Origin of the sequence: Bengtsoniella intestinalis (assembly GCF_039719005.1) — a bacterium.
In the GTDB taxonomy this organism is placed as follows: domain Bacteria; phylum Bacillota; class Clostridia; order Oscillospirales; family Oscillospiraceae; genus Oscillibacter; species Oscillibacter intestinalis.
This window is the reverse complement of sequence record NZ_CP133584.1, coordinates 2,022,097-2,035,946: the sequence shown is the minus strand read 5'-3', so window position 1 is coordinate 2,035,946 and position 13,850 is coordinate 2,022,097. Positions and strand designations below refer to the sequence as shown.

Sequence of the window (13,850 nt, the reverse complement as noted above, 5' to 3'; positions counted from 1 at the left end):
TGCAGTGACATGAGTATAGCAAACAGTGCGAATTTCAGCAGTTTTTTGCGCAAAAGTAGTGCAACGGCATACCTGATTCTCTATGACGTAAACGACAAGAAAAGCTATCATAATTTGGCTTTTAACCCCAATGAATTGAAAATCAAAGCCCAGCACAAACCAGAGTCTAGAACCTATTTCAACACAGGCAGTCAAGGAACCTCTAGCCAGAACTCCCATGTCAACGCCTATGTGGACTTTTCGGTGAAGCTGTATTTAGACAACTTGGATAACTTGCCACGCAGTGATTATTCCCGTATGGATGAACTGCAAGCTTCTGTGGATACAGCGGAAGGGATATACATTGCCGCCACAACCACACAAAAAGTTAGAGAGCGTAAGCTGTACGATCAAGTCAATGGATTGGTGCAAAGTTTAAACAGTGCTAGTACCCGCAAGGTGGAGTTTTGTTGGAATAAATTTTCCTTTTTGGGCTTGGTGACAGGGGTGCAGGTAGAATACACCATGTTTACCTTTAGTGGCAATCCAATTCGTGCCACCATTGACCTGACCCTCCGCCAGCTTCACGATGATATAGCCAAAAAACCGTATATAACCCAGTATAATGCTTGGCTGAGCGAAGAAATGGCAGGAGAAGCAGTCAGCAACGATATACTGACACCGTAACATTTGGGAGAGGAGGGTCTTTCATGTCTATTTTAGAGACTGTAGTAGACTTGGCAAAAGGGTCATTGGAAAAGGCAATCTTGACTTTGAAGAACGATAGTGGAACTGTAACCAAAAGTGTGCAGTACAACCCCAGTACCTTGCGTATTTTGGCACAAGCAGAAATGAATGACCTATCCACGTTAGACAGTGGGTCAAACAGCGGAACCCTTTATCAAGATTTGGTACCTGCCAAAACCTACCTAATGGTGACACTGGTGTTTGATTCTGCCAGTTCCAGTACCTTTTATGATTACAACGATGCCAATTCCGCCGTGAGCACCTTAATTGACAATCAGCTCAACACCCTTATGAGCAGTGTGGATGCGCTGAAGCTTGAAAAAGTATGGCCGACCAGTTCTGTTCGAGTGCGGACCAATGCCTTGATTGGTGCCATTTTAAGAGATACCACACGGGATATTATCTTCCACTGGGGTGAGCAAATTTTTGAAGGGGAACTCATCAATGTAGAAGCCAATTATATTCTCTTTGACCCCAAAGGTGAGCCCACCCGCAGTCATGTGAACTTGACGCTGGCACAAAAAATAAGCGGCACAGACCATAGCAACGATTATAAGAATTTTTACAACAGCACAGAGGCTCAGACCACCAATAGCGGGGCTTCGTCCACTGTAGATGCTTCCTTGGCAGCTGTGTATGCCAGTGCATCGGCTGCCCAAGAAGCCATGGCCACCACAGACGATGGCGCTCAGGCGTCCTTGGACGCTGCTGAGCAGACTGCAGAAGCCGCCATCACGGAAGAAGTTGCCGCAGATTCCACTGAAAAAAATTATGACTATTACGCCGACACCTACAATAACTTTCGCATGGCCTGCCTGAAAATTTCGGTAGGCGGCACCGCCCTGAGCGTTGCCATCACAGATGCAAAGGTGGAGTTGGGCGTGGGATATGAGGCTAGTGTTGCCAGCTTCACTGTGGACGACGCATACGATGGCGCTGTATTTAAGTTAGAGGGCAGTTGGCTGTATTTGGGCGCAGAGGTTAGCATTTTCATGGGCTATGGGGATGCTTTGAAGCAAGTGTTTAAGGGACATGTAGCCAGCTATCGCTTCCATTTTGATGGCACGCGCCCACAATTGACTGTACACTGTATGGATGCCAAAGGTCTTTTGATGGCAAGCACCTATGCCAGAGCCTTGACCAGTACAGTGGAAAAGGGCTACAGTGGCGCTGTGAAAGAAATCTTAACCAACAACAGTTTGGCAAGCAGTGTCAGCATCACAGCCACCCCGGACATTGAAGCCTTTGGCAAATCAGACAGCGCCTATAAAGAGCTGTCCATAGAATCTGTTTCAGAGAGCGATTACGACTTTATAGTCAAGGCTGCTAAAAAGTTTAACTATGAGTTTTATGTAGAAAACGGAAAGATTATTTTCCGCAAAGCCAGAGAAGGTGCCCAGTTAGTGGCAACCCTTGGAAACCAACGAGGCTTAATCTACTTTGATGTTGAATACAACCTGTTAGGTTTGGTGAAAGACGTGGTGGTCAAAGCCTATGACCCTGCCAAGGGCGGCGATGTTTTAACCAATGCCACCACAGACAGTCAAGACCCAAACCATGCCAAGGGCAAGGAAGTGGTCTCTAAGATTACCAAAACCTATGTGGACGCATCGGTGCGCAGTGTGGATGAAGCAGGGTACCGTGCTGATTATCTCAGAGACCAAAGTAGCTTTCGTCTGGGGCACCTTAGCGCAGACTGTGTGGGAATTCCAGACATATTGCCAGGCAACAACTTGAAAATTGACAACCTTGGGGACTATGTGAACAATGCCTATTACCTCACCGAAGTGACCCACAGCTTTTCAAGTCCATCTGGTTACCGTACCAAGGTTGTGGGCAAATGCCAAACCATGGCTGTAGACATTGGAGCATCTACCACTTAAAAAAGGAGCGACGATATGGCCTTAGTAGACATCATTGAAGAATTAACCGCCACCCAAGTTCATAAAACGGAAACAGGCGATAACCGTATCTTCGGCGTGGTGGTAGGCGTGGTGGTGAGCAACTACCAAAAAACCGACAACTATACCCGTGAGGGACGGGTGCAAGTGAAAATCCCTGTTTTCAAGGGAACGTCTACCGAGGTGGTGAAATGGGCCCGTGTGGCCATTCCCTATGGCGGTGGAGATTATGGGATGTACTTCTTGCCAGAAGTTGGCGACCAAGTGCTCTTGAGCTTTGAAGGGGGCTTGATTGATTGCCCCTTTGTCATTGGCTGTTTGCCTAAGGATTCTGACAATATTTTGACCCAAGACTATAAAACTACACCCTATGAGAACAATTATGTTAAAAAAATCCGCACCAAAGGCAAACAACAAATTGTCTTTGACGACACAGCAGATGCCGAAACGCTGACGCTGAAAGGCTATGCCAGTGCAGATGGCACCTTGACCAACCATATTATTATGTCCCACTCCAAAAGCGAAAGCGAAGAAACCCATGATGTGGCTATACGGGGCAATGATTCCATTGCCATTGAAGCAGTGAACGATTCCATCACCATCACGGCGAAGAAAAAGCTTACCATCAAAGTGGGCAGTGAAATTGTCATTACTCTTAATGGAGAAAACGGCAATATTGACATTACCAAGGGTAAAAACCTGACGGTGAATGTGTCGGGAAATATGAATATGAAGTCTTCTGGCACCGCTGTTTTTCAGGGTGCACAATCTGCTACCTTGGGCAGCGATGGTCCCACCAAGGTGGAAGGCAGTAGCGTGAGCACATAACGCAAAGAATGTAAAGGAGGGATTCCATGAGCGACAAGACGTTTTTAGGAGCAGGGATGAAGTTTCCGCCTCAAATTGATATGAGCACAGGGCGCTTTGCTGTGGCAAAAAAAGAAATAAGCGTGAAAGAGTCGGTGTACCTCATTCTCATGACCCATCGGGGAGAGCGGTTTTTGCGTCCCAGCTTTGGCAGTCAAATCATGGACTACACCTTTATGGACACGTCTGTGACCATGCTTTCCATCATGCAACGTGAAATTGAAGAAACCATTTTGCGCCAAGAACCACGCATTGGCAATGTGCAAGTGGAATTGCAACAAAGCAATCAACGAGATTGCTATATCTTTGACATCAAGTATACGGTGGCAGAGGACAACAGAGCCGACAATCTGGTGTTCCCCTTCTTCCTAAAAGGAGATGGAGGTGAGCAAGATTGAACAGCCATTCCGCTGAAACACCTTGGGCATTAGATGCCAGAAAAACAGAGCAATTACGCCAAGAGTTGGAACAGCTGGCAAAATCTTATACACCCCAATGGCATTTGGATTATGAAAACCCAGACATTGGCACCACCCTTGCCATTATTTTTGCCAATCAAATGGAGGGAAGCATCGTTCGGATGAACCAAATGCTCTCTCGTTATCAAACAGAGTTTGTGAACCTGCTGGGGTTATCTTTGGGGGCGGCCAATCCAGCCTCTGGACTGGTGACCCTTTCCACCATCAACCAAGCCATTGATGGAGCCCCTTTGCCCAGCGGAAGCCGTTTGGCAGGCAATGGCATCCCCTTTGAAACCCAAGGGGACGTATACATCACCTCTGCACAGGTGGCTCACGTTGTGGAAATAGACCCAACCCAAGGGCGAATTACGCCGTTGTATCATGGGCCTAAGGGCGTGGTGTTGCCAATGGCACCAGAGGATGTACCGAAGCAAGGCGGAGATGCCTTGCAGTTCACCTTGTTTGACCCCGATAGCCCAGGGGTGGATTGTCATGGATTGATGCTCTATCACCACAGTGTGTTTGCAGTGGGGGAAGCAGGATCTATTTCCATTCGTCTGCCCCAAGTGTCGGCGTTAGACCCTGTGCCTGAGTATGGCGACTTGGAGAAATTCACATATAGCTATTATAACGGCACTGCCTTTGTGCCCTTCACTGGGGTCGCTGTGGGCGAGGATGGGTATACCATCACCTTGCAAGGGGGTGGCGACAGTGTTCCACTGGTTGGAAACGATGGCAGTCAGGACGGTGCGTATGCCATCTGGATGACGTGTGCAGGAGATGAACTGGGTCGTGGTATCACGGTGAAAACCGTTGAAATTGCCTCTAGTTGCCCCCAAGATGGGGTGGAGTTTGTGGCTTGCAATGACCAAGAGAAAAGCCCAGCCCATTTTATGCCCTTTGGGGAAACTGCGTCCCCCTTTGACGAGTGCGTCATTGGGCATGACAAGGTGTTTTGCCAAGCAGGGGCACAGATTACTCTTTCGTTCGACTTGTCTTTTCAAGAAAAATATATCAGCCTGAACCAACTGCAAGTGGCAGAGGAATTGAAAATTATCAAGCCCAGACAGACGGCACCCATTTATGAAACCTTGCATTGTTGTGTGGACGAGATGGTGTTTGAATATTACAACGGTACAGGCTGGCGACGGTTGCAGTCACTTGTTGGTTGGAGCAATTTGTTTGCCCAGCAAGACCATGCAGGTACCCACAGCGTCACCTTCCGTTGCCCCACTGATTGGGAGCCCCAAAGCCATGGTGGTTATCAGGGGCGTACATTGCGTTTGCGGTTGCTGCGAGCAGACAATGCCTACAGCCAACCCTGTATCCACACTATGCCTGTTTTGGATAACCTGTCTTTGTTCTATGCCTATGACCAAGGGTGGACTGGTCCCAGTAAAGCCACCATGGTGACAGGGACAAAAACTGTGGACATCACCAAGTCCTTTGTCCGTGGCGCCCCTGTGACTCTGTTTCCACCGTTGCCTTACGGACAGCGGATGGTCTGTTTTGGGTTTGACCGCCCGTTAACGGGCAGTCCCATCAGTATGCTGTTCCAAGTGGAGGAATACTATCAGCGCCCATGGGAAACTATGGACTTGCGCTATTCCACCATTCACGGGTTCCAAAGCTTAAAAGTAGCAGACGGCACCCAAGGACTTAGCCGCACAGGCACTTTGCTCTTTGCGCCCCCAGCTGACTTTGCTCCCATGGAGCTAGAGGGTATCACCGCCTATTGGATTGCCATGGTGGACACCCAAGATGCCTTCAATGCTCAAACCCACACACGGCCTCATATCCATGATATCCAAATGAACGGCGTGGACATTCGCAATACCCAAACCCTACCTGTTCAAACCTTTACCATGGTAGTGCCTAAGGCCAACTTGCGTTTTCCTCTTGGGGTGGAGCATATTTTAAGTGCCCAAGTGTTTGTCAACGAATTTGGCGCTCACTCGCAACCAGAAATGGAACGGATGATGGAAACCATGGGGGAAGATGTGGAAGTGGTCAGGGACTTTATGGGGCAAATCCGTAGCTTTTTTGTAAAGTGGAGCGAGGTGGAAAACTTTGACCACTCTGTCCGTGGCGACCGCCACTATTGCTTAGACCGTCAGCAAAGCTGTATCTGCTTTGGCGATGGCGTCCATTGCGCCATTCCCACCTACACCCAAGGGGTTGCCTTTACGGTGCAGTTGAAATGCTGTGCAGGGGAGGCAGGCAACTTGCCAGAGGGTACAGTGACCCAACTCATTGACCAACAAATTTACTTAGATAAGATTTCCAATCCCATCCCCACCTATGGTGGGCACAACATGGAAACCATCGAGGCCGCCCATGTCCGTGGCGCCAATTTGGTGAACCATCGTGGCCGTCTGGTGACGTTAGGCGACTATGAGCGAGAAATCCGTGGGTTTTCCGAACAGATTGCCCAAGTGCGAGGCTGTGGCGGTGTGGACAAGTATGGCAATGACTGCCCCAATCACATTACCTTGGCGCTGATGATGGCAGATTACACCCAAGGAAGTCGCTCCTTCTGCGCCATTGTGCCCAAGCTAAAAGCCCATCTCTTGGCCCATAGCCAAGTCACCGTGGGAGAAGAAAATTTAACCTTAAGTGAACCCTTTTACATGGCATTTACGGTGGAACTCTGGGTGGAGATAGAAGACTTGCGCCGCAGCAGTCAAGTGCGTCAAGAGATTTTTGACCATATCCATGGCTTTTTTGACCCCAGTGAGGAAGAAAATGCTTGGCCCATTGGCAGTCTGCCAACCCACGGGGAGATTTCCATGATGCTGGGCGCCTTGGGTCACCAATATCATATTCGCCACTATGTTGTCACCGTGTCTTATCAGGATGAGCAAGGGCAACATCGGGTGGATATGGAGAAAATTCCCCAAAACCCCTTTGTCATGGTGACCAATGGAAATCATTGTGTTCATGTGGATTGGAAGGGCGGTCAATAAATTGAGATGAAAAGGAGGGCGGAGCCATGTTGAGTCGTAGCCCATTGAATGATAAAACCTATGGGGCCTTGTTGGCAGAGGCCGTTGCCCAAATTTCCCTGTATTCCAAGGAGTGGACAAATTTCAATCCCTCCGACCCAGGGATTACCACCCTAGAAAATCTCACAGCGTGTACCTTTGTCCAACGAGCCCACATTGCCACCATCACAGACCAAGTGCGCCGTGAAATGCTCAAGCTGTTGGGCTGTGACTGTGGGAAAACCATACCCTTGCAACTTTTGGTACAGCCACCTTGTGGCTTTGCAGGCTTTTTGCCTGCCCATCAACAGTTGACGGCAGGGGAGATGGCCTATGAAGTGACAGCGCCAACTCACTATCATCCTTGGCAATTAAAAGGGTTTACCAGCACCCAAGGTGGGGTGACACGAGATTTAAGCCATTTCGGTCTGCGCTGGGACGGGGTGTTCCATCCCTTTGGGAAACACCCACAAGTGGGGGATTGTTTCACCCTACTTTTAGATGCACCCCCTCATATGGACGGCCCCATTTATTTGTGGGTAGAAGCGGAGAACAGTGGCAAGCGCACACCTTTTGCACCAGAGCAAGGGGAATTGTTTGGGCAAGTCACATGGCAATATCACTCCACCCGAGGCTGGGTAGATGTAACCCTAGAAGCTGACCACACCCATGGGCTGTTGGCATCTGGTGGGGTTATCTGCACCCTGGATGGGCCATTACCCGCCCCCTTGTCACCAGAGGGTGACTATGGGTTGCGCTGTGTGCTCACAGGGGGACACTATGACCTTCCTCCCAAAATTTCTCGTGTGGCAGGCAATCTCCTTGCGGTAGAAAAACAGCGTCAATGTGCCTATACATTTACTCTAGATTGGGCGCAAGGGCAACAAACTGCGGAACTATCCAGTGCCTTGGCGGCCAAATCCTTTGTCTATGTGTATGTCAAAGAGGGAGAGTACTACCGCCTGTATCAACAAGGAAGTGTTGACTTTCCCAAAGAAGGTCGTTATTATTATATGGAACCCACCTTGTATGGGTTGAAAATTTCCTTCCCTCAAGGTGGTGAACCTGCGGAGGGAGAAGGGGCAGTGAAGGTGGTTTGTTATGACGAGCAAACCATCCACCGTCGCAGTTTGGGGGCGGTATACGGCTTTGCTGATCAATTTATCCCCCTAGACAATGGCACCCAAGTGGTGGAGCAGGATTTTTCCTTGCTGGCCTGTTGCCCAGATGGGCAAGGGGGCGAGGCGTATTGCTTCGTTTCTCCAAACGGGCAAGACGAAGACCAACTTTGTTACACCATCGACACGGCCCAAGGGGGCATTGCCATTCAGAGCCCCGGCATGGGCACTACATATACCTTATATTTGGCACACACTGCCATCAGTGAGGAGCAAAGTTTGCCAGCCAAACAGGTAAAGTTGTCTATGGACTACCAAGGTGACAGCCATCTGTTTGAAGGGGTGGGGATTTTGCGTAAAGGACAAACGTCTGAGACGCTAGAGCAATTGCGAGAACGCTTTTCTAAAGATATGAAAACGGTGAAAGCAGCTGTTTTGCCAGAGGATTATATGTATCTTGCCAGCCATGTGCCGGGTTTGTGTATCCACAAGGTGGGGCTAGAAGCTGACAGTGAGAAAAATCTGGTGAAGCTAGCAATCAAGCCTTATACAAACCAACAACGACCAACTTTGTCTCAAAACTATATCAAGCAGATTTCAGATTTCTTGGAGCACCGCCGTATGGTGACCACACGCATTGCCATTGTCCAACCTCGTTATGTGGCGGTGGATGTGGTGGTGACGGTGTATGGCGACCCGATGGAACCTCACTTAGAGGAGCGAGTCACTGCCTGTTTGACCCAGTTGATTGATGGCATTGAAGGAGATATTCCCTTTGGTGCAACCTTGTCATTCCATCAGATTTCTCAGACCGTCGGCAAGTTGTCTGGGGTGCGGATGGTGCAAGATTTGCGCCTAATGGGTGGGGCTGGAACCCAACCCAATGGGCCAGATTTGCAATTGAATTTTGATTGTCTTCCTTATCTTGCACAAGCCCATGTGAAGGTGCTGGCAATGGAGACCATAAGGAGGGGATTGAATGGATACAAATAAACGATACCGCTTTCCTCTAACCAAAAGCCGTTTACAACGGGCATGGAAGCAGGGGTTCATGGTGACAGAAGATGGTTGTTTAAAAAGCCACCCAGAAGGCGGGCATTGCATCTTGGGCGTGATTGAGAGTAATCTCCCTGATTGTCAATGGAGCCGTTTGGCCATGGAAGGGCAACTGGGGGAAGAAAGCCTTTGCACCGTGTGGGCCTTTGCTGTGGAGCGTCAGCAGGTGGTATGGGAGGGAACCTTGACCACCTATGATGCCCTGTTTCAAGACCCTGCCTTTCCGCTAGAAGAAAAGAAAGCGTTGTTCCAAGCCCAAAACCCTGTGTGCTTGCAAGGCCATTTAGACGGGGTTCTCTATGGGCAAGAGGGGCGCTACCTCTTTGTGTGGATAGAAGTGTTGGGCTTGGGCGAAAGTCAGTTTTGGAATTTACGCACCTATGCCTATGGGGATGCGCTGTTTTCCGCCTTCCCCCAAACTTATCAGCAAGATGGAGAATTTTTCCGTCGCTTTCTTGCTATTTTTTCTACCCTGCATGGGGATTTGGAAGAGTTTGTGGGGCATATGCACCAAATGGTTGATGTGGAGCAAGCACCCCGTGGAGCGCTAGATGTAATCGCCAGTTGGTTCAGCTTGGATTTTCGTGGCATTGGCGTGAGCGATGAGGAATTGCGTGCCATTTTGTTGCGTGTCCACCATCTTTTGGCCTATAAGGGTACACGGGAAACAGTGGAGGAATTGTTGGGGATTTTGGTGCAGGCACCTGTGTATTTGTTAGAGCAAAATTTGTTGCCAGCAGGTCAGCAAAAGGAGCTTTATGGTGACAACCCCTATCAGTGTACCGTCATCATTGCCGCACCCTATACCCGTGGTTTACAGCGGAAAATAGAGCAGGTTTTAAGCCAGTTTCTCCCTGTGCGCACCAAGCTGTCCATTCGCTTTGGACAAGAAGGCCTGGATTTGGATGGCTATACCTATTTGGACGTAAATGCCACGGTGATGACCCAGCAAAGCGGTGCCATGGATGGAGATACAGCCCTCAATGGTAGGACATATTTAGAGTGATTTTTAAATCATCAAGGAAAAAGAGGAATAGCAAATGACCATTGAAACTACCCAACAAGACCAACAAATCATTGTGACCGTAAAAGGGCGCATTGACACCAATACCAGCCCCCAATTGCAAAGTGCTGTTTTGGCCGCCTTTCAGCAGAGCAAAGCTGTGGAGCTTGATTTGCGAGAAGTGGATTATGTCAGTTCTGCAGGTTTGCGTGTGTTCTTAATCGGACAAAAAACCGCCGCTTCGAAAGGTGGCACCATGACCCTAGCCCATGTGCAACCCACCGTTATGCAAGTGTTCACCGCCGTAGGATTGGCGCCACTATTGACTTTTCTGGGGTAAATATTGAAAAAATCCACCTCCTGATGTGAGAGGTCAACGTCACCCATCAGGAGGGTATTCTCAAAGCGAATTCACGTTATACAAAAGCAGGAGGTGTTCTTATGGGAGAATCAGACGATTTATTACTGCGGCGCCGCAGACAAGAAGAAATTCTCGCCCAGCAGCAAGAGCAAGCCACAGTGGAAGCGCAAGGTGTGCTACAACAGACCCATGGGTCTGTGGTCACCCTTGAACAAGAGCGGATGATAGAAGCCGAAGTGACGGAAAATCAGACGTTATTAGACCAAGCGGCCATACAGATGGAGCCCATAGAGGCACAAACCACCGCCCAAGGTAGCCCTGTGCAACAGCAAGCACCTGCTCGCATGAGCCGCAAACAGAAAAAGGCGGCAGAGCGTCAGGCCAAACAGGATAGAATCAACCATGCCAGAGAGAAAATTGGGGAAAGTGCAGATTATTTGCAGGTAGACGAGCACACAGCGGTCATTGCCGACAATCTGGCTATGCGTAAACGCTCTATTAAGGCTACCTTTAGCACCGACCAATACCGAAATACCTTTGACAAAGCGGATGCTCGCCTCAGTTACGGGATGCTGCAAGGGCATATCATGAATGAGCAAGGCGAGCCACTCAATGAAGAAGAAGCCCAGAAAAAGGCGGCAGATATTCAACTGATGGAGGACTATAAATCGGAGAATATTCACCGTCGTCGCCCCATTATGATGCAGTATTTTAAGCGCCTAATAGATATGAAGATAGACAAGGAAATGCTAAACAATATGGATGATAGTGCATTTTTAGCTGAAAACATTGTCCAATTGGATCATATGGGTCAGGATATTACCTTGTTTGAAAATACCATGCGAGACCCTTTGAATAAAACCATTTACGAGGAATTGCCTGAGGAAATGCGAAACTTCATTAAGCATAAGGGTGACATGGGCGCCACCATGATGACCATACTTAACATTAATCTGAAAAAACGTGGATTGACCAATAATGCGGCGCCCACAAGCGATAATAGCAACAGTGATTTTATATATGAAAACATACCACTGGAAGACACTCGGAATACCATCGACACAGAGATAGTGAATAAGCAGATGCTGGAATCTATGTTGATAGCGCAACTTGAAACCCTGCCACAAATGGAAAAAGAGGCGTATGAGACCTATCACCAGCACCGTGAAGACCAGAAAGTTGCAGATGCCGCCCGTGTGAAAGCATTGGCGCAGGCGCAGGCGGATAAAGGTGGCGGAGACAATGTGACCATGGATCACATCAGTGCCCAAATCTACGACAACCTCACCCAACTGCATGCTGAACGTACAGCCGTAGATAAGGAAATAGGAATTAAAAACTTGAGCCGAGAATCTGGCGTGGACGACCGTGTACTAGGGCTTATGTTCGGCCAACGTTACAATATTGTTGATTTGGAAAAAACGGACAAGCAAGGTGAATATGCCAGAGCGGTGCAAGCTGCCAATATCCAGCGTATTCGAGACTATGCTAGCAACGATTTGGAAAAGCGTCGGTCTAGTATTGATATGGTTGTGGAAGAATTTTTGAACTTCCACTTCTCTGTGGAAATGTTTACCCAAGGGCGCTTGGGACACAATGCCGCCATCTATGCTGAGATGGCAGATAAGATGACTTACTTTGAAAATATCCTCAAAGACCCCATCAACAAGCCCTATTTTGATAATTTACCAAGTAAAACAGTGAATTTCTTGAAACAAAAGCATACGATTATGACCGGAGTATTTGCCAATCGTTTGACGTCGGCCACTAACACTAAAGGGATTAGTTGTAATACCGCAACATTTACCAGTGCCAAAATGCCTAAGGATATGGTGGATATGACGAATGAGATGGCACGAACAGCATTCGCTGAGGCTGTAGAGAAGTTGAAAACGGCGGAGCGGGATTTCAAGGGTTGAAATAGACCCCTGTAATGTCAGGGTGTCCGTCCTAGCGATACACCTAAAATCAGGAGGTAATCCATGAACATTGGATTTGTACAACAAAAAAATCTGGCACCCTTTGCATCCTTGCTGTTGTCCCAAACAGCCAAAGCTGTGGAGCAAGGGGAACCTCTTTTGTGTTTGGGTGCAGTGACAGAAGATGGTGTCGCCTGCGGGGCGATTGCAGGATATATCCGAGAGGGTGCATGGCAACTGGCTTCTCTCTATATGGCCCCTGAATATCGCCGTCAAGGTGGCGCCAGTCAACTACTGCGTGCTTTGCTTGGCATATTGCAAGGCGTGCAAGAACTACATACACTCCAGGTGGAGTATACCATTACAGCACCTGAGCATCATACCTTGGCACCCTTTTTAGAGGCGGTTGGCTTTGTCAACCATCCTGTAGGTTCTTTGGGGATTTATGGGTGCACGTTAAAAGCAGTGGCAGAGCAACCTTTCTTTTCTGCCAAAGAAGGGAAAAATCCCGATATTGTGCCTTTTAGCACCATACCCCACATCCAATTGCGTCAAACCCAGCAACGGATGGAACAGTTGGGCATGCCCCTTTCTGACCATGGGTTGACGTCGCCCTTTGTGGATGCAGATGTCAGTGTGGCCTATGTGCAAAACGGGAAAATTGAAGCTATTGTACAGGTGGAGCGATTGGCTGAGGATCAAATCCATTTGGCCACAGCATGGTCAAACGCCAGTCCGCAAATTCTAGTGACCATGTTGCAGTCTGCTTTTCGGCGGAGTATGACAAAGTATCCACCCCATACACAGCTGACAGTTCACACCGCCACAGATATCTCTGCAACCCTTATGAAACGCTTACTGCCCCAAACGGAGTCCCTCTCTCGTCAGTATGCTTACACCATTGACTAATTCTCTTGTAAAGTAAGCGCTCAATACTCACCCATCAAAATGAAACGCACCACCTCGTTTGAGGCGGTGCGTTGTATTTTTAGTGGGTGCTTATTGAGCACTTATGTTTCTCTTTTCGTTTTGCATGATGTAATCGCTGCTGCGCTATTGTAACGCTTCGTGCATTGCCGTGCAGCTTATGCAGATTTACGGCAGAAAAGAACGACGCACCAAATCCAGCCAATAACAGGAATGAACCATAGGAAAATCCAAGGCCAAGCTTTGCCGATATCGCGCAGGCGGCGTACTCCCATTGAAACTTCAGGTAGCACACAAGCGGCGGTGAAAATACTGCCAAGAATGGTAATGCCGATAGCGTCTAGCACCGCGAAAACAATCGCATTAAAAATATAGCACATCAGAACGGTCATCCAGAAGGTGTGACGGTCTATTTTCCCAGAAAAATCTAAACAGTTTTTCCAGAAATCAATGTAGTAACCCAGGTTTTTTTGAAAATTCTCTTTCATAGAATACACTCCCTTTTCGTTTTGTAGAATCTGTTTCTT

The 13,850-nt window shown here is 48.4% G+C and carries 11 protein-coding genes; 10 read left to right on the top strand and 1 reads right to left on the bottom strand.

Annotation, left to right across the window (positions count from 1 at the left end):
• Positions 1-9 precede the first annotated feature (9 nt).
• The 10 genes from RFF05_RS09835 to RFF05_RS09790 all read left to right on the top strand — a co-directional run bounded on the left by RFF05_RS09835 (position 10) and on the right by RFF05_RS09790 (position 13,305).
• Positions 10-666, top strand: coding sequence for a hypothetical protein (locus RFF05_RS09835; protein WP_409966931.1), 657 nt, complete (start codon positions 10-12; stop codon positions 664-666).
• A 23-nt stretch (positions 667-689) separates the two neighbouring features.
• Positions 690-2,609: a hypothetical protein gene (locus RFF05_RS09830; protein WP_409966930.1), complete on the top strand. Its 1,920-nt coding sequence runs from the start codon at positions 690-692 to the stop codon at positions 2,607-2,609.
• Positions 2,610-2,624: 15 nt separating this feature from the next.
• Positions 2,625-3,455, top strand: coding sequence for a phage baseplate assembly protein V (locus RFF05_RS09825; protein WP_409966929.1), 831 nt, complete (start codon positions 2,625-2,627; stop codon positions 3,453-3,455).
• A gap of 26 nt (positions 3,456-3,481) precedes the next feature.
• Entirely contained in the window at positions 3,482-3,892 is a 411-nt protein-coding gene (locus RFF05_RS09820) for a GPW/gp25 family protein (RefSeq protein ID WP_409966928.1), read from the top strand.
• Positions 3,889-6,921 carry a hypothetical protein gene (locus RFF05_RS09815; RefSeq protein WP_409966927.1) on the top strand — a complete coding sequence of 1,011 codons (3,033 nt, stop codon included), beginning with the start codon at positions 3,889-3,891 and terminating at the stop codon, positions 6,919-6,921. Before RFF05_RS09820 ends, RFF05_RS09815 begins: the two co-directional genes overlap by 4 nt.
• 26 nt (positions 6,922-6,947) lie before the next feature.
• A complete protein-coding gene (locus RFF05_RS09810; protein WP_409966926.1) occupies positions 6,948-9,050 on the top strand; it encodes a baseplate J/gp47 family protein in 2,103 nt (700 codons plus the stop codon).
• Positions 9,037-10,119, top strand: a complete 1,083-nt coding sequence (locus RFF05_RS09805; protein ID WP_409966925.1) for a hypothetical protein — start codon at positions 9,037-9,039, stop codon at positions 10,117-10,119. Before RFF05_RS09810 ends, RFF05_RS09805 begins: the two co-directional genes overlap by 14 nt.
• Positions 10,120-10,153: 34 nt before the next feature.
• Complete coding sequence (locus RFF05_RS09800) at positions 10,154-10,456, top strand: STAS domain-containing protein (protein WP_409966924.1); 303 nt, start codon at positions 10,154-10,156, stop codon at positions 10,454-10,456.
• Positions 10,457-10,557: 101 nt separating this feature from the next.
• On the top strand, positions 10,558-12,396 hold the full coding sequence (locus RFF05_RS09795) for a hypothetical protein (RefSeq protein ID WP_409966923.1): 1,839 nt from the start codon (positions 10,558-10,560) through the stop codon (positions 12,394-12,396).
• Positions 12,397-12,459: 63 nt separating this feature from the next.
• Positions 12,460-13,305 (top strand): GNAT family N-acetyltransferase, encoded by an 846-nt coding sequence (locus RFF05_RS09790; RefSeq protein WP_409966922.1) that lies wholly within the window; start codon positions 12,460-12,462, stop codon positions 13,303-13,305.
• Between the two features lie 176 nt (positions 13,306-13,481).
• On the opposite strand, the gene RFF05_RS09785 is transcribed toward RFF05_RS09790, so the two are convergent.
• Positions 13,482-13,811, bottom strand: a complete 330-nt coding sequence (locus RFF05_RS09785; protein ID WP_409966921.1) for a DUF805 domain-containing protein — start codon at positions 13,809-13,811, stop codon at positions 13,482-13,484.
• Between the last annotated feature and the right edge of the window lie 39 nt (positions 13,812-13,850).

Bases quoted from the DNA above. Each gene is read 5' to 3' on its own strand.
- RFF05_RS09835 (WP_409966931.1), top strand. From the start codon at position 10: ATGAGTATAGCAAACAGTGCGAATTTCAGCAGTTTTTTGCGCAAAAGT.
- RFF05_RS09830 (WP_409966930.1), top strand. From the start codon at position 690: ATGTCTATTTTAGAGACTGTAGTAGACTTGGCAAAAGGGTCATTGGAA.
- RFF05_RS09825 (WP_409966929.1), top strand. From the start codon at position 2,625: ATGGCCTTAGTAGACATCATTGAAGAATTAACCGCCACCCAAGTTCAT.
- RFF05_RS09820 (WP_409966928.1), top strand. From the start codon at position 3,482: ATGAGCGACAAGACGTTTTTAGGAGCAGGGATGAAGTTTCCGCCTCAA.
- RFF05_RS09810 (WP_409966926.1), top strand. From the start codon at position 6,948: ATGTTGAGTCGTAGCCCATTGAATGATAAAACCTATGGGGCCTTGTTG.
- RFF05_RS09805 (WP_409966925.1), top strand. From the start codon at position 9,037: ATGGATACAAATAAACGATACCGCTTTCCTCTAACCAAAAGCCGTTTA.
- RFF05_RS09800 (WP_409966924.1), top strand. From the start codon at position 10,154: ATGACCATTGAAACTACCCAACAAGACCAACAAATCATTGTGACCGTA.
- RFF05_RS09795 (WP_409966923.1), top strand. From the start codon at position 10,558: ATGGGAGAATCAGACGATTTATTACTGCGGCGCCGCAGACAAGAAGAA.
- RFF05_RS09790 (WP_409966922.1), top strand. From the start codon at position 12,460: ATGAACATTGGATTTGTACAACAAAAAAATCTGGCACCCTTTGCATCC.
- RFF05_RS09785 (WP_409966921.1), bottom strand. From the start codon at position 13,811: ATGAAAGAGAATTTTCAAAAAAACCTGGGTTACTACATTGATTTCTGG.